The organism is Streptomyces sp. NPDC057002 (assembly GCF_042673825.1).
In the GTDB taxonomy this organism is placed as follows: Bacteria; Actinomycetota; Actinomycetes; order Streptomycetales; family Streptomycetaceae; genus Streptomyces.
The window spans coordinates 509445-529289 of record NZ_JBHURZ010000006.1 but is presented as its reverse complement, the minus strand read 5'-3'; the positions used below and the strand labels follow the sequence as shown (position 1 = coordinate 529289).

16 protein-coding genes and 1 tRNA gene are annotated in these 19845 nt (G+C 71.7%); 12 read left to right on the top strand and 5 right to left on the bottom strand.

What is annotated here, in order from left to right; translation table 11 throughout:
• Positions 1–83 precede the first annotated feature (83 nt).
• The 5 genes from ACFT32_RS30650 (at position 84) to ACFT32_RS30630 (ending at position 6839) form a co-directional block, all read left to right on the top strand.
• Complete coding sequence (locus ACFT32_RS30650; protein ID WP_382495733.1) at positions 84–1577, top strand: MFS transporter; 1494 nt, start codon at positions 84–86, stop codon at positions 1575–1577.
• 20 nt (positions 1578–1597) lie between these two features.
• The gene (locus ACFT32_RS30645) at positions 1598–2107 is read left to right on the top strand and encodes a GNAT family N-acetyltransferase (RefSeq protein ID WP_382495731.1); all 510 of its coding nucleotides are present in this window, start codon (positions 1598–1600) and stop codon (positions 2105–2107) included.
• A gap of 81 nt (positions 2108–2188) precedes the next feature.
• Positions 2189–4603: a hypothetical protein gene (locus ACFT32_RS30640; protein WP_382495729.1), complete on the top strand. Its 2415-nt coding sequence runs from the start codon at positions 2189–2191 to the stop codon at positions 4601–4603.
• A gap of 191 nt (positions 4604–4794) precedes the next feature.
• Positions 4795–5229 carry a DUF485 domain-containing protein gene (locus ACFT32_RS30635; protein ID WP_382495727.1) on the top strand — a complete coding sequence of 145 codons (435 nt, stop codon included), beginning with the start codon at positions 4795–4797 and terminating at the stop codon, positions 5227–5229.
• The gene (locus ACFT32_RS30630; protein ID WP_382495725.1) at positions 5226–6839 is read left to right on the top strand and encodes a cation acetate symporter; all 1614 of its coding nucleotides are present in this window, start codon (positions 5226–5228) and stop codon (positions 6837–6839) included. The genes ACFT32_RS30635 and ACFT32_RS30630 overlap by 4 nt, the downstream gene beginning before the upstream one ends.
• Before the next feature lie 90 nt (positions 6840–6929).
• On the opposite strand, the gene ACFT32_RS30625 is transcribed toward ACFT32_RS30630, so the two are convergent.
• The 4 genes from ACFT32_RS30625 to ACFT32_RS30610 form a co-directional block, all read right to left on the bottom strand.
• On the bottom strand, positions 6930–7823 hold the full coding sequence (locus tag ACFT32_RS30625; RefSeq protein ID WP_382495723.1) for a cellulose-binding protein: 894 nt from the start codon (positions 7821–7823) through the stop codon (positions 6930–6932).
• A 144-nt stretch (positions 7824–7967) separates the two neighbouring features.
• The gene (locus ACFT32_RS30620) at positions 7968–8429 is read right to left on the bottom strand and encodes a carboxymuconolactone decarboxylase family protein (protein ID WP_382495721.1); all 462 of its coding nucleotides are present in this window, start codon (positions 8427–8429) and stop codon (positions 7968–7970) included.
• A gap of 149 nt (positions 8430–8578) precedes the next feature.
• A complete protein-coding gene (locus ACFT32_RS30615) occupies positions 8579–11371 on the bottom strand; it encodes an SUKH-4 family immunity protein (protein WP_382495719.1) in 2793 nt (930 codons plus the stop codon).
• An 8-nt stretch (positions 11372–11379) separates the two neighbouring features.
• Entirely contained in the window at positions 11380–12384 is a 1005-nt protein-coding gene (locus ACFT32_RS30610) for an SMI1/KNR4 family protein (RefSeq protein WP_382495717.1), read from the bottom strand.
• Positions 12385–12774: 390 nt separating this feature from the next.
• Here ACFT32_RS30610 and ACFT32_RS30605 point away from each other — a divergent pair, with 390 nt between their 5' ends.
• The gene (locus ACFT32_RS30605; protein WP_382495715.1) at positions 12775–13365 is read left to right on the top strand and encodes a YwqJ-related putative deaminase; all 591 of its coding nucleotides are present in this window, start codon (positions 12775–12777) and stop codon (positions 13363–13365) included.
• Positions 13366–13449: 84 nt separating this feature from the next.
• On the top strand, positions 13450–13944 hold the full coding sequence (locus ACFT32_RS30600) for an SUKH-3 domain-containing protein (RefSeq protein WP_382495713.1): 495 nt from the start codon (positions 13450–13452) through the stop codon (positions 13942–13944).
• A 13-nt stretch (positions 13945–13957) separates the two neighbouring features.
• On the opposite strand, the gene ACFT32_RS30595 is transcribed toward ACFT32_RS30600, so the two are convergent.
• On the bottom strand, positions 13958–15256 hold the full coding sequence (locus ACFT32_RS30595; protein WP_382495711.1) for a sensor histidine kinase: 1299 nt from the start codon (positions 15254–15256) through the stop codon (positions 13958–13960).
• A gap of 331 nt (positions 15257–15587) precedes the next feature.
• Here ACFT32_RS30595 and ACFT32_RS30590 point away from each other — a divergent pair.
• The 5 genes from ACFT32_RS30590 to pth all read left to right on the top strand — a co-directional run bounded on the left by ACFT32_RS30590 (position 15588) and on the right by pth (position 19814).
• Positions 15588–15660 (top strand) — tRNA-Gln (locus ACFT32_RS30590).
• A 124-nt stretch (positions 15661–15784) separates the two neighbouring features.
• Positions 15785–17230 (top strand): bifunctional UDP-N-acetylglucosamine diphosphorylase/glucosamine-1-phosphate N-acetyltransferase GlmU, encoded by a 1446-nt coding sequence (glmU, locus tag ACFT32_RS30585; RefSeq protein ID WP_382495710.1) that lies wholly within the window; start codon positions 15785–15787, stop codon positions 17228–17230.
• A gap of 147 nt (positions 17231–17377) precedes the next feature.
• Positions 17378–18358 (top strand): ribose-phosphate diphosphokinase, encoded by a 981-nt coding sequence (locus ACFT32_RS30580; protein ID WP_010035195.1) that lies wholly within the window; start codon positions 17378–17380, stop codon positions 18356–18358.
• A 187-nt stretch (positions 18359–18545) separates the two neighbouring features.
• Positions 18546–19142 carry a 50S ribosomal protein L25/general stress protein Ctc gene (locus ACFT32_RS30575; protein WP_382495709.1) on the top strand — a complete coding sequence of 199 codons (597 nt, stop codon included), beginning with the start codon at positions 18546–18548 and terminating at the stop codon, positions 19140–19142.
• A 69-nt stretch (positions 19143–19211) separates the two neighbouring features.
• On the top strand, positions 19212–19814 hold the full coding sequence (gene pth / locus ACFT32_RS30570; RefSeq protein ID WP_382495707.1) for an aminoacyl-tRNA hydrolase: 603 nt from the start codon (positions 19212–19214) through the stop codon (positions 19812–19814).
• Positions 19815–19845: the final 31 nt, after the last annotated feature.

The following is a 19845-nucleotide window of genomic DNA, read 5'->3' as shown; positions in this document are numbered from 1 at the left end:
CGCGACGGCAGGGTCAAGTGCGAAGCTGTCCGGCGTTAGATAGGTGCAAGGGGCAGGCAGGCCGGCGAGGGGGAGGCACCCGGGTGGGAAGCACCAGTTCCGCGGCGCGTGAGGCGGCGCGTCCCGCGACGGCCGGCCGGCGCGGAGCCGTCGTCGCCGCGCTGATGCTCTCGATGGCGCTGGCGGCGCTCGACTCCACCATCGTCTCGACCGCCGTGCCGCAGATCGTCGGGGACCTCGGCGGATTCTCCGTCTTCTCCTGGCTGTTCTCCGGCTATCTGCTGGCCGTGACCGTCACCCTGCCCCTCTACGGCAAGCTCTCCGACACCTTCGGCCGCAAGCCGGTCCTCGTCGTGGGCTCGGTGGTCTTCCTCCTCGGCTCCCTGCTGTGCGCGCTGGCCTGGAACATGGAGGCGCTCATCGCCTTCCGCATCGTGCAGGGCCTGGGCGGCGGCGCGCTCCAAGGCACGGTGCAGACGCTCGCGGCCGACCTGTACCCGCTGAAGGACCGCCCCAAGATCCAGTCGAAGCTCTCCACGGTGTGGGCGGTGTCCGCGGTCGCCGGGCCGGGGCTGGGCGGGGTGCTCGCCGCGTACGCGGACTGGCGGTGGATCTTCCTGGTCAACCTGCCGATCGGCGCGGTCGCGTTGTGGCTGATCGTGCGTCATCTGCACGAGCCGGAGCGGGAAGCCCGTACGCACGCGCGCGTGGACTGGGCGGGCGCGCTCGCGGTGTTCGCCTGCGGCGGCGTTCTGCTCGCGGCCCTGGTACAGGGCGGAGTGGCGTGGCCGTGGCTGTCGGCGCCCTCGCTCGCCCTGTTCGGTACGGGACTCGCCCTGGTCGCGGTGGTGGTGCTGGTGGAGCGGCGGGCCGCGGAGCCGATCATCCCGGGCTGGGTGTGGCGGCGCCCTACGATCGCCGCGGTCAATCTGGCCCTGGGCGCCCTGGGCCTGCTGATGGTGGCGCCCACGGTGTTCCTGCCCACCTACGCCCAGGGGGTGCTGGGCCTGGCGCCCGTGGCGGCCGGATTCGTGCTCTCCGTATGGACGTTGAGCTGGCCCATATCGGCGGCGCTGAGCCAGCACGTGTACCGCAGGATCGGCTTCCGCAACACCGCGATGCTGGGCATCGGCGCGGCGGGCCTGATCCTGTTCGCGTTCCCCTTCCTCCCTTACCCGGGGCAGGCCTGGCAACCGACGCTGCTGATGCTGCTGCTCGGCGCCGCGCTGGGCCTGTTCCAGCTGCCGCTCATCGTCGGGGTGCAGTCGACGGTGGGCTGGGCGGAGCGCGGTACGACGACCGCGTCCGTGCTCTTCTGCCGCCAGACCGGCCAGACGATCGGCGCGGCGCTCTTCGGCGCGGTCGCCAACGGGGTGCTGGCCGCGAGGCTCGGCGGGGCGGGCGACCTCGACTCGGTGACCCGGGCGCTCGACTCGGGCAGCGCGCCCGAGGCGACCCGGCGGGCGATCGCCGACGCGGTGCACGCCGTCTACCTGGGCGCCTCGTGCGCGGCGGCACTGGCGTTCCTGGTGCTGCTGTTCCTCGCGCCACGGAAATTCCCGGTGCTCAAGGACTGAGCGTCCGTATCCTCCCGCTCATGGTGACCTTGGAACCACTCCGAGCCGATCACGCGGACGCGCTGCTGGCCTTCGAGCGGGAGAACCGCGCGTACTTCGCCCGCACGGTGCCGGACCGCGGGGACGTCTTCTTCACGCCGGCGGGGTTCGCCGAACGCCTCCGGTCGCTTCTGGCGGAGCAGCACGCGCGCGTGTGCCGCTTCCATGTCGTCCTGTCGGAGGAGGGGAACCTGATAGGCCGGGTGAACCTGATGGATCTTGTGGACGGCAGCGCCGAACTCGGCTACCGCGTCGGCGAACAGGCGACGGGCCGGGGCGTGGCGACGGCGGCCGTCGCCCAGGTGTGCCGCCTGGCCGCCACCGACTACGGGCTGACGTCCCTCACCGCGGTCACGACGCTGGACAACCCGGCCTCCATGAGGGTCCTGACCCGTAGCGGCTTCACGCGGGTGGAGGAGACAACCGTGGACGGCCGCCCGGGAGTCCGCTACGTGCTCCGGCACCTCGGCACCACCCCCGACAGCCCCTAGGGCGCGACCCCGAACCGTTTCCGGGGCCGGGCACTCTTGCGGGTGACGCGCGGCGGTGGGCGGTGCGTGTCTGCTGGTGGCATGGACTTCAACAGGCGCACGGCGATGGCAGCGGGACTCGGAGCGGTGGCGGCGGCGAGCGGCGCCACCGCCTCGGCAGGCGGCGGCACCGCCTCGGCGGCCACGCCCACGACGGTGACAGTGACGGTGCAGGGCGAGGCCGCGGTGCGGACGAACATTCCCGTCCGCCGGGACCGCCGGGCTTCCGGAGGGCGATATCTGGGGTTATGGACGACCGAGAAGCCCCCGGCCCGGACCGGCTGGTACGCGACGTACACCGTGCGCGTCCCGCGGGCCGGGGTGTACGCGCTGACGGCCGTGGCCACGGCACCGGTCGAGACGCCGCACACGGAAGCCGTCGCCTCCTACCCGCACCTGTCCGTGAACGACGGCCCGTTCACGGAGATCGCCCGCTCGCAGCCGCACTGGTACGAGTCGCCGCCGGCCTGGGGCGACCTGTCCGTCCTGGACCTGGGCGTGGTCGAACTGCGAGGCGGCACCGACACGCTCACCTTCCGCGTCGCCGAACCGGCCGTCCTCGACGACACGATCGCGTACGTCCTGACCCTGGACCGCTTCACCCTGCGCCACCTGGAGGGACACCCGGCCCTGCGCGAACTGTCGGTTCCCCGGCACCGCGAGGGCGAACCGGCCCGGCTGAGCCTGGCCCTCGACGGGCACGCCCCGCACCCGCACCGCGTGCGGTACGCCGTCAGCGACCATCACGGCCGCCGAGTGGCCACCGGCCGGGCCACCATCGCCGCCGGTGACACAAGCGCGACGGTCACGCTCCCCGATCTGCCCCCGGGCCACTACCTCGTGAGGGCCAACGGCGTGACGGGCCGGTTCGCACGTCTGCCGGCCCGGCCCGCCGTCACCGGCCCCACCAGCCGCTTCGGCGTGAACGTCTGGGCGTCCTCCCTCGTCCCGCCGTCCCGGCTCGCGGATTTCGCCGCCGCCCTGCGGGACATGGGAGCCGGCTGGGTAAGGGACGGCCAGTCCTGGCCCGCGGCCGAACCGGCGCCCGGCGTGTACGACACGGCACAGCACGATGACCGCACCCGCACCCTGCGCGCCCATGGCCTGGCCGTCCTCGACGTGCTCTCCCCCGCCCCCGAGTGGGCCATGACCGACGCCTCGCTGCCGCTCCCCGCGGACCTCAGGCACGCCTACCGCTACGCCCGCCGTCTGGCCGCGGCCGCCCCCGAGGCCCTCCAGTTGTCGAACGAACCGGACGTCGACACCACCCGCAGCACCGGCGACGCCCACGCCGCGTTCGTGAAGGCCACCGCGCTCGGCATCAAGGACGCGGCACCCGAGCCCTGCCTGGTCGTCCTGCCGGGCGTCGCGCAGACCGGCCCCTTCCAGGACCTGATGCTGGCCAACGACGTGGTGCGCTACGCCGACGTATGGGCCTTCCACGGCTACCCGGACCCCACCGAACCGGGCGAACCACGCTTCCCGGGCGCCGCGGACGAACAACACGAGCTGGCCCGCCGGCACCACGCGGACATACCGCTGTGGATGACGGAGTGCGGCGCGTTCCAGAAGGCACGGCCGGGGGAGGACCTGACGCCCGGGCAGGAGATCGCGCAGGCCCGGTACGTGGTGCGCTCGACGGTGGAGGGCCTGGCGGCCGGGAACGACCGGCAGTTCTGGTTCGCCGGCCCGCCGCTGCACGACGACGGTGTCTACTTCGGCCTGCTCGACCGCGACTTCCGCCCCCTGCCCGCCTACAGCGCGTTCGCCGCCCTCACCTCGCTGCTGGGCGCGGCACACTTCACCGGCCCCACGCCCCGGCTGCCGTACGGAGTGCGGGGCTTCGACTTCGACAGCGGGCACGGCGAGCGGGTCACGGTGGTGTGGGCGGAGCGCCCCGTACGGCTGGACCGATACACGAGAGGGACGGCCTACGACATGATGGGCCGCCGCCTGCCCACCGGTCGGCCGGTGACCGTCTCACGCGACCCCCTGTACGTCGTCACCGCGGACGCGCCCGCCCCGCCGGCCGCCACCCGCCCGAGGGCCCGCCTCTCCCCCGCCGAACACATCGTCCTCGCCCAGCGCTTCTCCGCCCGCGACGCCGCCCCCGGCAAGGACGACGGGGACGCGCCGCCGCCGCACGGCTACCGCCTCGGCCGCCGTACGCGGATGACCGTCGACGTCTACAACTTCGACGACACCGCACACAATGTGACGGTCGCGGCAGAGCCGATCGGCGACGGGTGGACCGTGCGGGCGGAACAAGGACGGAAAGGGCAGAAAGGGTGGAAAGGGCGGATACATGTCCCGGCCGGAGGGCGGGTCGGGGTCAACTTCACGGTCCGCGCGGAGAGTTCGGTTCCGCGCCGCATCGACCGGCGGCTGACGTTCGGCGCAAGGCTCGACGACCACACCGGAGTGCCGACGTCCGCGGCGTTGATCCATCTCAAGTAGCCCGCCGAGGACGCTCGAGAACCTGAGTTAACGGGGGTAACACCCGAGGTCGGAAAGGTAAGCGCATACCGACCGATCAGTTTGGCCAAACCCTCGCGCTGCCCCGGTACTGCGAAGTAACGTGCGTGGCTCCCGCCCCCCACCTCCCTGCGGCCCGCCGCACCGGATCCAACCCTCGCAAGGAGTACGGGATGTCCTTCGACCCGTCCCCGTCCTATCCGTACCCACCACCCGATTCCTCGCCCTCCTACGACACCTACCCCTGGCAGCCGCAGCAGCCGCCCGAACCCCCCGAGCCGCGCGCCCAGCGCCACACCGCGCTCGGGCACCACAGCGACCTGCGGGTGCTGCGCAGCGCCTACCGCTGGCAGCGGCGCGTGGCCACGCTCACGGCGCTCGGCTACTTCACGCTGTTCCTGATCCTGTCGGCGTTCGCACCGTCGTTCATGACGAGCACCGTCACCGACGGCCTGCCCACCGGACTGCTGCTCGCCCTCATCCAGGTGCCCGTGACCTGGCTCGCCATCGCCCTGTACGAGCAGACGGCACGCCGTCGCGTCGACCCGATCGCGGACCGGATACGCAGGCAGGCCCAGCTGGACGCCAAGCGGGAGGCGGCACGGTGATCAGCGAGTTCAGCGGCAACGCGCAGGCGATGTCCCTGGTGGGCTTCACATCGGTGGCCACGATCACCCTGCTGCTCTGCGTCATGACGGGCCCGGACCGGGACGACCTCGACGAGTTCTACACCGGCTACAGCTCGCTGTCCCCCATGCGCAACGGCCTGGCGATCGCCGGCGACTACATCTCCGCCGCGACCGTCCTCGGCACCGGCGGCGTGATCGCCCTCTTCGGCTACGACGGCACCGTCCTGGCCCTGAGCACGGCCCTGTCGCTGATGCTGCTGATGTTCCTGCTGGCCGAACCGCTACGCAACGCCGGCCGGTTCACCATGGGCGACGCGCTGACCCGCCGTATGCCGGGACGCGGTGTGCGGATCGCGGCCTGTGCGGTGACACTGGCGGCGCTGGTGCCGCTGATGCTGGTGCAGCTGGCGGGGACCGGGCAGCTGATGGCGTTCATCCTCGGCTTCTCCGGCGAGTCGATGCAGACGGGCTGCATCATCGGCGTGGGCGCACTGATGATCAGTTACGCGGCGATCGGCGGCATGAAGGGCACCGCCCTCATCCAGATCCTGAAGATCGTGATGCTGCTCGGTTCGGGCATGGTGGTCGCGGTGCTGATCCTGAACCGGTTCGACTGGGACCCGGGGGCCCTGTTCGGCGCCGCCGCCGACAACAGCGGCGTGGGCTCGGCGTTCCTCTCGTCCGGCCTGCAGTTCGCGGGCGGCCCCAGCCCCGGCCTGGACATGATCACCTCGCAACTGACCGTGGTCCTCGGCGGTGGCGTCCTGCCGCACGTCACCATGCGCATGTACACCGCCTCCAGCGCCCGGCAGGTACGGCGTTCGATGTCCTGGGCCGTGTCGGGCGTGGCCCTGTTCGTGCTCGTCATCACGGTCATCGGCTTCGGCGCGACCGCGCTGATCGGGCGGGAGACGATCGCGCAGGTCGACCCGCAGGGCAACACGGCCTATCTGCTGGGTTCGCAGGCGGCGTTCGGCGCGGAGGTGTCGACGGCGGAGACGTTCCTGTTCACGACCGTCACCACGGCCGTCTTCCTCACGCTGCTCGCCTCCGTCGCCGGCATGATCCTCGCCTGCGCCAACTCCCTCGCGCACGACGTGTTCGCGGCCCGGGTGCAGGAGATGTCACCACGCCGCGAGATGACACTGGCCCGGCTCTCGGCGCTGGCGGTGGGCATCCCGGCGATCCTGCTGGCCACCCTCGTCCAGCACCGCAGCCTGCAGCCCCTGGTGACGCTGTCCTTCTGCCTGGGCGCCTCCGCCATCGCGCCCGCGCTGGTCTACAGCCTCTTCTGGCGCCGCTACACCCGGACGGGCCTGCTCAGCACCCTCATCGGCGGCTCGCTGGCCGTCCTGCTGCTGATGCCGGGCACCAACCTGGTCTCCGGCTCACCCGTCTCGGCCTTCCCCGACGCCGACTTCAACTGGTTCCCGTTCACCACCACGGGCCTGCTCTCCATACCCCTGGGCTTCGCCTGCGGCTGGCTGGGCACGATGGCCTCCGGCCGCCGGAAGTCGGAGGAGCAACGCCACCAGTACGAGGCGGTGGAGGGCTGGATCCTCGCGGGCGCGGTACGGAAGAACCACTGACCGGGAACGGCGCGGCACGACGCCCCGCCGGCCTCGCGTACGAGCGCCTGCCGTAGTGCGTCACGCACCCGCGACGCACTACGGCCGACGTCACTCCACTGCCGGCCCCGTCGGCCCCGCCCACGCCGCCAGGCTGGCGTGTACGCGGTCGATGTGGGCCCGCACGTCCTCGCCCTGCTCGGCGTGCGCGCGCAGGAGCCGCTGCGTCTCCTCCTCGACGCGGTCCGCGTGTTCCCGGGCCTGGGCGACCAGCTCCGCGGCACGCTCCTGCGCCTCCTCCTGCCGGCTCCGGGCCGATTCCCCGGCGTCGGCGAGGGCCTGCTCCGCGTCGGACAGGGCCCGCTCGGCGCACGCCACCGCCTCGGCGTGGTGCGCGTCCAGCTCCTCCGCCCGCGCCTCCTCCTCGCGCTCCGCCTCCGCCCACCGCTCGGTACGCTCCTTGTCCCGCTCGGCGAGCATCCCGGAGGAGCGCTGCCGCATCTCCCGCAGCGCGGCCAGCGCCTCACTCCGCTGTTCCTTCGCCCCGCACCGGACCGAGACACGGATCTCGTCGGCCTCCGCGCTCGCCACGAGCAGCCGCTGCCGGGCACGTTCGTCGGCGTCGGCGCGTACCGCGTCGGCCTGCGCCTGTGCGGACTCGCACACCTCGGCCGCGGCGGCCCGCGCCTCCTCGACGAGTCGCCGTGCCTCCTCCCGCGCCCTGTCCCGAACGGCCTCGGCCTCCTCCCGGCCGAGTTCGAAGAGCCGCCGCGCCCCCTCCCCGAGCGACGCGTAGTCCTGCGGCGCGAGCCCCGCCACGGTCTCCCGCAGCAGGGCCAGTTCCGCGTCCATCTGCCGGGCGAGCACCGTCAGCCGGGCGGCCCGCTCCCAGGCCGCGTCACGATTCTGGGATACGGCCTCGGCGTACCTGTCCACCTGCTCGGGACGGTAGCCACGCCCCCGCCCGGCCACGAAGCCGTGCGGCGACACCGACGCGCTGCTCATCCTGGAACTCCTCTCCACCTCACCGACGCGAAGCCGCACAAGAAACGGGATGATTTCGCGCACATCTTGGTGGATCAGGCAGAAGTGTTCATAACGCGACACTCCGCACAGAGGTCACGGGCCCACGACCGGCCCGTACGGCCGTCAGCCCCATGTGGTGCCGGCGGGCTCCTGAATGGTCGTGTTGATGCGGTTGAACATGTTCGTGAGGGAGACGGTGAGAATCAGCCCGGAGAGTTCCTTCTCGTCGAAGTGGTCGGCCACCTCGTCCCACAGGGCGTCCGGAACCGACTCCTCCGAGAGGTCCGCGAGCCGCGTGACCGCCTCCGTCAGCTTCAGCGCCGCACGCTCGGCGTCCGAGAAGAAGGGGGCGTGACGCCAGGCCGCGACGGCACTGATCCGCTCCTCGCTCACCCCGGCCTTGCGGAGGTTGACGGTGTGCCCGTGCACACAGGCGCCACAGCCGTTGATCTGGCTGGCGCGCAGCCCGACGATCTCCGCCAGCTCCTGCCGCAGGCCGCCCTCCCCGATCGCCTGGAAGATGCCGCCGATGCCCTTCATCGCGCCGGGAAGGACGTACGCCGGGTTCGTCATCCGTGCCTGCATGATCTCTGCCTCCTGTGTCGACGGTGCGTCGCTGTCACTCCACTGACGAAGCGGCACGAGGAGATGTGACAGCCGGGCACGAAGAAGCCGGGCCCGGTCGTACGACCGACCGGACCCGGCTTCTCTTCCCGCACGTCAGCGGCGATGTGTCACAGCAATCCGTCCCACATCTGCTCCAGCAGCACCGACCACCAGCTCTCCGGCGACCCCAGTGCCGCGGGGTCGAGCGCGGCCAGCTGGGCCTGGAAGTCGACGGTCCAGCGGCCCGCCTGCTCCTGGTTCAGCCCGAACCGCAGCCGCCACATCCGCCCGAGCAGCGCCAGACAGCGCGCGAACTCCGGCAGCCCGGTGTTCACGAACTGCGGCGGCACGGGCGCCCCGCCCGGCCCCGCCTCCACGGGCACGGCGACGATGTTGGCCGTGCCGTACTGCACGCAGATCGCCTTGCCGAAGTCGCTGCCCATCACCAGATAGGAACCCGCGTCCGAGGCCGGCTGCACACCGCGCTCGGCCGCCAGCTCCGCCAGCGTCGGAACCGGCCGGCCCGGCTGCGCCTGCGCCCAGAAGAACGGGCCCATGTCCATCGGCAGACCGGCCGCCACCAGCGTGTGCGCCACGACCGGCGGCACCCCCTGACGGGACACCGCGGCCTGCTCGAACCGGAAGACACCCGGCCCGAACGCGGCCCCCAGCTCCTGCGCGACGGCCTCCGGGGGAACCGGCGGCACCGCCTGCACCGGCGCCAGCGGAGCACGCACCGGAGCCGGACGCGCCGGGCCGTCCGCCACCTGGTGCAACTCGCCCTGGTGGGCCAGCAGCTGCTGCATGCCCTGCTGCCGGCTCGCGTGGTCCGTGCCGTACGGCGCGATGCTCGTGATCCGCGCCTGCGGCCACTGCTCCCGGATCATCCGCGCGCAGTACGCACCCGGCAGCTCGCACGACTCCAGCTCGGTGTGCAGCTCCAGCACCTGGTCCGGGGGCACGTTCATGGCCCGCAGCTCGTGGAAGATCTGCCACTCCGGGTGCGGCGTACCCGGCGCCGAACGCCGGATCAGCTGCTGCTCGGAACCGTCCTGAGCGCGGTAACGCAACACGGCCTGGTAGCCGGGACCGACCGTCGGCTGCCCGGCGGGCGGCTGCGGATAGCCGTAGGCCGGCGGCGGCCCGGGGACGGGCTGACCGGGCGGCGGCACCGCACCGGGCGGCACCGCACCCGGCATCGCACCGGGCGGCATCGGCGGCGCGGCGGGTGGTGCGCCGGGAGCCTGCGGCGGCGGAGGCACGCCGGGGCCGCCCGCCGGGGGCGGCGAGGCCAGCATGGTCTCGGCGTGATGCACGGGCCCCGCACCGGCACCGGGCACACCCGGGGCGCCGGGAGCACCGGGAGCACCGGGCGGATGCGGAACACCCGGGGACTGGGGCGCACCCGGCGCACCGGGCGGCCCCGGAGGCTGCGGCGGCTGAGGCGCGCCCGGGCCGGTCCGGCCGGGATCGGCAAGCATCGTGGCGGCATGGTGGACACCACCCGGGGGCGTACCACCGGGGGCACCAGGAGGCTGCGGCGCACCAGGAGCGCCCGGCGCACCCGGCGGCTGCTGCGGAGGCAGCGGCGCACCCGGGCCCGTCGGAACCCCGGCCCCCGATGAACCCCCGGCACCACCGGGACCCTGAGGAGCCCCATGACCCTGAAGAGCCCCAGGACCCCCAGGCCCTTCGGGGCCGAGCGCCGACACCATCTGCGTCGGCACATACCCGCCCGCCGGCGTCCCCGGCGCACCGGGCCCCGACGGCGGAGGCGTATCGCCCGGCCGCGCACCCGGCGTACCCGGTGCGCCCGGAGGAGGCGGTGTGGTCGGACCCGAGCCCCGGCCACGACCCGGCGGCGGAGTCGCCTTGCTGGTCGCGGCGTCGGCGATGTCCCCGGCGTTCGGCGCGAGCGGCCGCTCGGGCGCACCCGGCCCGGCCGGCGGCTGCGGATAGCCGTACGGCTGCCCGCCCTGCGCGGGCGGCGGCGTACTGCCCTGCGGCACACCCGCGGGCGGCGTGCCCGGCACACCCTGCGGCGGCGTACCCGGCACACCGGGAGCGGCACCCTGCCCTGCCGGATAGCCGTACCCCGGACCCGCCGGAGTCCCGGCACCCTGCGCGTTCGGCCGGTCCGCCGCAGGAGGCCCGTCCACCGCCGGCGTGACCGCCGTTCGCGGAAGCTGGCTCCCGCCCGCGATCAGCGCCGTCTTGGCGTCGGACGTCGTCGCGGGCGGCGGCGTGTTCTCGTCGGCCTCGCCCAGCGGCGGCGCGAAGACCGTCGCGGGCAGCGGTACGGAACGGTCGTCACCGCCATCGCCGTTGGTGTCCGTGCCGGCCCAGGGCGTCGCCCCGGCAGGCGCGGCGGGAGCCACCGGGCCACCCGAAGCACCCGGAGCACCCGGAGCACCCGGAGCACCCGGAGCACCGGAAACGTCCGAGTCACTCCCCCCGGCGGCCGGCCACGATGCGCCACTCCCAGAAGCGGAATCACCAGCAGAAGCAGAGGCAGCAGTCCCCGCCCCAGCTCCCCGCCGATCCGGAATCCCCAGCTTGTCCGCCGCATCCTGCAACCACTCCGGCGGAGTCAGCAGGAAGGACGTCTGATTCAGATCCACCCGCGCGGGAGGCGTCGGCGCCGGCTCGTCCACCGCGTCCGGACGGCCGTACTCCTCCTCGTACCGGCGGATCACCTCACCCACCGGCAGCCCGGGCCACAGCGTCGCCTCACCGCTGTCCCGCGCGATCACCAGCCGCTGCGCGCCCCCGTCCGAGCGGGGCCCGTCCGCACGGTCCTCGGCCCACACCACGAACCCGAGGTCGAACTCCCGCACCCGCACCTCACGATGCTGGTACGACGGCAGGTCGCCGTTGATCCACTCTTCCGCGCGCTCCTGCGCCTGAGCGAAGGTCACCATCGCCGAAGTCACTCCCCCACAGCCGAGGACGACACCGCACCCACCGGCACCACACGCGCGAACCCGCCGTCCACCATCAGGTTCGCCACCGTCTCCAACTCCGGCGGATTGCCCGCCAGCCGCGACAGGAAGACGTCGAAGTCGTCCCCGCACGGCAGCAGCAGCCGCTCCACCCGCTCCGCCGGCGGCGTCGAGGGATCCACGTCCCGCGCGTCGTCGTACGAGCAGAACCACACGGAGCCGATCCGCTCGCCCTTCACCTTCACGGCGAGCAGCCCGCCCTGGACGAAGGAGACGCCCAGGTAGTCCTTGGTCAGATGGTCCCGCAGACACTTGTTGACGTACACCAGGTCATTGACCGCGGCCTCGTCCCGCACCGTGAAGAACGGCTGGTCGACCAGCAGCCCCAGCTCCGCGTCGAGCGCGGCACCCACCGGCGCGCAGCCGCCCGCCGCCTTCAGGAACGACCGGTACGCGCCCGGCAGCCGGTAGCCGAGCTCCTCCTCGGCGCCCTGCACCTGCGACTCCGTCACGGCCACACCCGACTTCGGAAGCCCGAAGTGCGCCGGACGCGTCTCCTGGAGCGGCCGCGTGCCCCGCTTGCCGTGATCGACACCCGACGTGGCCACACCGCCGTGATGCCGCAGCAGCGCCTTCACCTCGACCGGGACCAGCTCGAGCCGCCGCGAGGCGACCGCGTGGTGCCAGGTCCAGCCGTGCGGTGTCGCCACCGCCGGAACCGTGTCCCACAGCTCGTGCCCGGACGCCGACAGCGCGCTGTTCGCCGACACGTAGTCCGTCAGCCGCAACTCGTCGACACCGAAACCCTCCGGCGGCTCCGCGATCTCCGCGATCGCGCGCGCGTAGGGCGAGAAGTCGGGGTAGCCACGCTCGTCGACCCGCACCCCTCTCGGGTGACGGGCCGCCCGGACCGGGTCCGGGAAATGCACGACCTGCCCGGCGTAGGCCGCGTTCGGCGGCGCGGCTTGCTGCCCGAGCCGACCTGTCGTCATGGCGGTTGCCCCCTGCGGCACTCTGTACGAACCGTATTGACCACCTTTGGCGCACTACGGCCCGTATCGACTGTCACGTCTGTCCGTCTCGACTGTCCGTCTCGACTTCTCTGCGCTTCCTGCACGCGCCGACCCCGCGGATCACCCTCCGGTTCACTGCATCGATCTCCGAACGGATCACCGCATCGTCCGCGGTGCCGACAGCCTATGCGGTACGACGACACCGGTCACCGGCACCGGTCGGCGCCCCCTTCCGCTTCCGTGACCAGCCGTCACCCCACCGTGACGGCACACCCCGGAACGGGCGTGTCGCCGCGCCCCAGCTTCCGCACCAGCCACGGCATTTGGCAGTCTGTGACCCCCGGGGGATGCACGGAGGGGAAGACGATCATGAACGCGACACAGACGGGACCACACACCGGCAGGTCCGCCGACCCACGAAACGGCGATCCCCGGCACGGCGACCCACGCCACGGCGACCCGCGAGCCGGCGACCCCCGAGGCGGCGATCCCCGCATCGGCTGGAGCGCCACCGAAGCGGCCCACGCCCCCGCCCTCCACCACCGCCGCGACGGCATCCTCCCCACCGTCGCCGCCGCCCTCTCCGTCCGCGGCGCCACCCTCACCGGCACCGCCGCCCGCGGCGACACACCCCCGGGACTGCACCCCCTCGTCCAGGACTTCCTGGACACCCTCACCAGCGCCCAGCGCGACCGCTTCACCGGCCGCTGCGCCGAAACCATCCTCATCTCCCGGCACATCGCCGCGGCCGACACCGCGCGCAGCAAACGCGCCGCACGAAAACCCATGACCAACGGCGAGGCCCGCAAAGCCCTCAAGCAGGCCAAACTCACCGCCCGGCACATCCGCGAGGACGGCGACCCCCTCCACGGCACCTTCGCCACGCCCTGCCGCGCCTGCACCGCGCTCAGCGCCCACTTCGGGGTCCGCATAGTCGACCCGGCGTCCCAGAACGACTGACGCCCACCCCGATCCCGGAAGCAACCGGCAGCACGGCGCGCACCTCACGCCCGCCGTCCACGACCTCGACGAGACGCAGGGCAGATGCACACCGACCGCACCTCCTCCACCCGCTTCGCCGTACCCGTCGACGCCGCCCTGCGCGCCGCCGGCTGGCAGTCCGGACGCTGGGACATCAAGCAGGCCGAGTACTGGGCCGACGCCCTGCGCGACCACGTCTCACCCGCGGGCCACCGGCACACCGTCTTCCCCGCCGCCGTCGAGGCCTGGGCCGAATTCGGCGGACTCCACATCGCCCCCACGGGCCCCGGCCGCCAGGTCGCCCCCGCCACCCTGCACCTCGATCCGCTGCACGGCCTCCACATGGCCCGCACCCTCGGCGACCTCGGCCGCGCCCTCGGCACCGAGGTCTGCCCCCTGGGCGCCGAGACCGACAGCCGGTCCCTCGTCGCCATCGACACCGACGGCCGCGTCTACACCCTCGACCACACCGGCGACTGGTACCTCGGCCAGGACATCGACCAGGCCCTCTCCACCCTCATCGCCGGCACGGAACCCGTACGCCTCACAGCGGGCTAGCGCCCACCGGGTCCTACGACGCCGGAATCACCGCCGACACCCGGAAACCCCCCGCGTCCGTCGGCCCGGACACGAACACCCCGCCCAGCGCGGAAACCCGCTCCTTCATCCCCACCAGCCCGTTCCCCCCGGACGGCAACCGCGCCGACGACGCCGCCTCCTCGGGCGGCTCGTTCTCCACCTGCATCGCGATCTCCGACCTCCGATGCGCCAGCCGCACATAGGTCTTCGCCCCGGCCGCGTGCTTGTGGACGTTCGTCAACGCCTCCTGCACCACCCGATACGCCGTCTGCTCGACCTCCGCCGCATACGACCGCTCGTCCCCCTCCACGGACAGATCCACCACCATCCCCGCGGCGGCCGACTGCCCGACCAGCTCCTCGATCTCCGCCAGAGACGGCCCCTCGTCGTCGGCCGCCCGCGAAGCCGCCGCGGCCGCGGCCGCCCCCACCGCCGCCAGCGGCACCGACGCGGCACGCTCCCGCCGCTCGTCCCCGCCACTGCGCAGCACCCCGAGCATCTCCCGCAACTCGGTCAGCGCCTGCCGTCCCATGTCGCCCACCAACGCGGCGTTCTTGACGGCCTTCTCGGGATCCTTCCGCGCCACCGCCTGCAACGCTGCGGCGTGCACGACCATCAGACTCACCCGGTGCGCGACCACGTCGTGCATCTCCCGGGCGATCCGGGTCCGCTCCTCGTTCCGGGCCCACTCGGCCCGCTCCTCCGCCCGCTCGGCGAGCAGCTGCAGCTCCCGCTCCAGATCGTCCGCACGCTCCCGCAGGCTCTCCATCAGCCGCCGCCGGGCCCCCACATACAGCCCGAGCAGTACGGGAGGCGCCGTGAACCCCACCGACATCGTGATGGCGGCGAAGGGCACGAACCAGTCCCCGATGTCCAGGTCCCCCCGCGACATGTCCTGCCGCGTCTTCACGAACGTCACGATGAGCGTCCCCAGCAGCGACATCCCCGCCAGCGAGACGAGGATCCGCCGGGGCAACTCGCACGCGGCCAGCGTGTACAGGCCGACGATGCCCATCAGGAAGCCCATCTCGGCGGGCGTGATGGCGATCGACACCAGCACCACGGCGATCGGCCACCGCCGCCGCACGAGCAGCACGGAACCGGCCAGCAGCCCGAACACCACCCCCGCCGCCACGGGGATCCCCGCGTCCCTGGCGAACGGAATGCCCTCGAACCCGCACTCCAGCGCGGACGCCACGGCCAGACTCACATCGAACACGGCACTGCGCCGCCTGGCCCACCACCACGGCCCTCCCCGGGCCGTCACATGGTCTTCCCCCGTCGCGGTCATGCCCTCCAGCCTAAGGGCGCCCGGCGCCGGTTTTCCGGCGAGTTTCCCGGACTGGCCTACACCACACTCCGTGACCGTTCAGACGCAATACCGCCCGATATCCCTCGAACTGCCGAATCGCTCACCGTTCGACCCGAGGCGGGGCCGGGAAGTCACACCGCAACGGCGCGAGGAGCAGGAGTGGCCCTCTATGGGAGGCACATGACGGCTGCCCGATCGTCTACGTGATCAAGAGCGCCGACTTGTACCGTCGCATGGAAGGCGCCTGGTACGGCATAGTAGGAGGCGCCGCTCGGCGACCTGACTGAATGTCCGGTTTAGTCGAGATTATTCCCCCGTGGTGTAATTGGTAAGCACTGTGGCTTTTGGTGCCATCTGTCCGGGTTCGAGTCCTGGCGGGGGAGCACATGCTCAAATTCGGGCCCTGGTCGGCGACAGCCAAGTCAGGGCCCGCTCTCGTGTCCCCCACAAAACCCCCCGGTATCCTGCGGATGAAACCCCACCCCATCCACAGCCGAAGGGCATCCCGTGAGCGCCAACCGCCCGGCAGCCGTCGTCGTTCTCGCAGCGGGTGAGGGCACCCGTATGAAGTCGGCCACACCCAAGGTCCTGCACGAGCTCTGCGGACGCAGTCTCGTCGGGCATGTGCTCGCCGCCGCGGGCGAGCTGCACCCCGAGAACCTGGTCGTCGTGGTCGGCCACGCCCGTGAGAAGGTCACCGCCCACCTCGGCGAGATCGCCCCCGCCGTCCGCACCGCCGTACAGGCCGAACAGAACGGCACCGGGCACGCCGTACGGATGGGTCTCGAAACGCTCGGCGGGTCCGTCGACGGGACCGTTGTAGTCGTGTGCGGGGACACTCCCCTGCTCACCGGCGCGACCCTCGACGCCCTCGCCGCCACACACTCCGCCGACGGCAACGCGGTCACCGTACTGACCGCCGAGGTGCCGGACGCGACCGGCTACGGCCGCATCGTCCGCGACGACACCGGCGCCGTGACCGCGATCGTGGAGCACAAGGACGCCACCGACGCGCAGCGGTCGATCCGTGAGATCAACTCGGGGGTGTTCGCGTTCGACGGTCAGCTGCTCGCCGACGCGCTGAAGAAGGTGCGCACGGACAACAGCCAGGGCGAGGAGTACCTGACCGACGTGCTCGGGATCCTGCGCGAGGCGGGACACCGGGTCGGGGCCTCCGTGGCCGGCGACCACCGGGAGATCGCCGGGATCAACAACCGCGTGCAGCTCTCCGAGGCCCGCCGGATCCTCAACGACCGGCTGCTGACCGAGGCCATGCTCGCCGGTGTGACCGTGGTCGACCCGGCCACGACCTGGATCGACGTCACGGTGACCTTCGAGCAGGACGCCGTCGTGCACCCGGGCACCCAGCTGCACGGCTCCACGCACCTCGGCGAGGGCGCGGAGGTCGGGCCCAACTCCCGGCTGACCGACACCCGGGTCGGGGCGGGCGCGCGCGTGGACAACACCGTGGCCGTGAGCGCCGAGGTGGGCGCGGCCGCGTCGGTGGGGCCGTACGCGTACTTGCGTCCGGGGACCCGGCTGGGCGCCAAGGGCAAGATCGGGACGTACGTCGAGACGAAGAACGCCACGATCGGGGAGGGCACGAAGGTGCCTCACCTCTCCTATGTGGGTGACGCGACGATCGGCGAGCAGTCGAACATCGGCGCCGCGAGTGTGTTCGTGAACTACGACGGCCGGGAGAAGCACCACACGACCATCGGCTCTCACTGCCGTACGGGCTCGGACAACATGTTTGTGGCGCCTGTCACGGTGGGGGACGGTGCGTACACCGCGGCCGGGTCGGTGATCACGAAGGACGTACCGCCCGGTTCGCTGGCCGTGGCCCGTGGTCAGCAGCGGAATATCGAGGGTTGGGTGGCTCGAAAGCGTCCGGGAAGCGCGGCCGCGAAGGCGGCGGAGGCGGCTTCCCGGGAGTCGGCCGACGAGGGCTGACCGGAAACCGGTGCCTCAAACACGGCGTACGGTGATAAGTGCACACCCGCACCCCCACCAGTTGAGATGCCCTCTCGCGAGCCGGCTGAGAGGTCTCTCGACCCGAGATCGAAGCCCCAGCTGCGACACCTCTGAGGAGACAGTGCTGTGACCGGGATCAAGACGACCGGCGAGAAGAAGTTGATGTTCTTCTCCGGCCGCGCCCACCCCGAGCTTGCCGAGGAGGTCGCCCAACAGCTGGGTGTCGGGGTCGTCCCGACGAAGGCCTTCGACTTCGCCAACGGTGAGATCTATGTGCGTTACCAGGAGTCGGCGCGTGGCGCCGACTGCTTCCTGATCCAGAGCCACACGGCTCCGATCAACAAGTGGATCATGGAGCAGTTGATCATGATCGACGCGCTGAAGCGCGCGTCGGCCCGGTCCATCACGGTCATCGTGCCTTTCTACGGTTACGCGCGGCAGGACAAGAAGCACCGCGGACGTGAACCGATTTCGGCGCGTCTGATCGCGGACATGATGAAGACGGCGGGTGCGGACCGCATTCTCACCGTCGACCTGCACACGGACCAGATCCAGGGCTTCTTCGACGGTCCGGTGGACCACCTGTTCGCGCTGCCGCTGCTGGCGGACTACGTGGGCCGGAAGGTGGACCGGGAGAAGCTGACGGTCGTCTCCCCGGACGCGGGCCGGGTACGGGTCGCCGACCGCTGGTGCGACCGGCTGGGCGCGCCGCTGGCGATCGTGCACAAGCGCCGGGACAAGGACGTCGCGAACCAGGTCACCGTCCACGAGGTCGTGGGTGAGGTGAAGGGTCGCGTGTGTGTCCTGGTGGACGACATGATCGACACCGGTGGGACGATCTGTGCCGCCGCCGACGCGCTGTTCGCGCACGGCGCGGAGGACGTGATCGTGACGGCGACGCACGGTGTGCTGTCGGGTCCGGCCGCTGACCGGCTGAAGAACTCGCGGGTGAGCGAGTTCGTGTTCACGAACACCCTGCCGACGCCGGGTGAGCTGAGCGGGGACCTGGACAAGATCTCGGTGCTGTCGATCGCGCCGACGATCGCGAGCGCGGTACGTGAGGTGTTCGAGGACGGTTCGGTGACGAGCCTCTTCGACGAGCAGTGAGGGCTCTCCCGGAGTTCCTGTAGATCGTTTTGGGTGCGGCCTCCCCTGCCGAGTAGACTGCTGCAGTTGCTCGGCGAGGGAGGCCGTTTCCCGTTCTGGGATGCGGTGCTCCGTTATCGACGCGCTCTTCGTAGCAGGCCGTTCGTGGCCGGGTGACCACGTCCATACCTGACTTCGAGGAGTGATTATGTCCGAGGTGAAGATCTCCGCCGCGACGCGCACCGAGTTCGGCAAGGGTGCCGCGCGCCGTATCCGTCGTGAGAGCAAGGTTCCGGGTGTCCTGTACGGGCACGGTTCGGACCCGCTGCACGTGACCCTGCCGGGCCACGACCTGCTGATGGCGCTGCGTACGCCGAACGTCCTGATCGCGCTGGACATCGACGGCAAGACCAAGGAGCTGGCGATTCCGAAGGCCGTGCAGCGTGACCCGCTGAAGGGCTTCCTGGAGCACGTCGACCTGCTGCTGGTGAAGCGTGGCGAGCAGGTCAACGTCGACATCTACGTCCAGACCGAGGGCGAGCTGGCCCCGGGTGCCTTCCTGCTCGAGCACGTGCTGAACGCGCTGCCGGTCCAGGCCGAGGCCACGCACATCCCCGAGTCCGTGACGGTCTCCATCGAGGGTCTGTCCGCCGGTGACTCGATCCTCGCCAAGGACATCACGCTGCCGAAGGGCACGACGCTGGCCGTCGAGGAGGACACCGTCGTCCTTCAGGTCCTGGCCGCGCAGGCCGAGGAGGCCCCGGAGGGCGAGGAGGGCGCTGAGGAAGAGGCCGCCGAGGCCTGATCCTCTTCGTCGTCGTTTCGTCGGCCGCTGTTCCGGTGCGGAGCAGCGGCCGACGCGTATGAAGGAGACATGGACGTGACGACCGATGCCGCCGCTCCCTGGCTGATCGTGGGGCTGGGCAATCCCGGGCCGGAGTACGCGGGGAACCGGCACAACGTGGGCTTCATGGTGGCCGATCTGCTGGCGGATCGCGTCGGGGGGAGGTTCAAGCGGGCGGGGAAGGCTCAGGCGCAGGTGATCGAGGGCCGTATCGGGCCCCCGGGTCCGGCGAACCGGCGGGTGATCCTGGCGAAGCCGATGTCGTACATGAACCTGTCGGGCGGGCCGGTGAACGCGCTGCGGGACTTCTACAAGGTTCCGGTCGCCCATGTGGTGGCGATCCATGACGAGTTGGACATCGACTACGGGACCCTGCGGCTGAAGCTGGGCGGCGGGGACAACGGTCACAACGGTCTGAAGTCGATGACGAAGGCGTTCGGGGCGGACTATCACCGGGTGCGGTTCGGGATCGGCCGGCCGCCGGGGCGGATGCCGGTGGCGGACTTCGTGCTGAAGGACTTCTCCTCGACGGAGCGCAAGGAGCTGGACTACTTCGTGGACCGGGCGGCGGACGCGGTGGAGTGTCTGGTGATCGAGGGGCTGGAGCGGGCGCAAGGTACGTACAACTCCTGACTTGTCACCCCGGGGAGTTGACCGGCCGTGT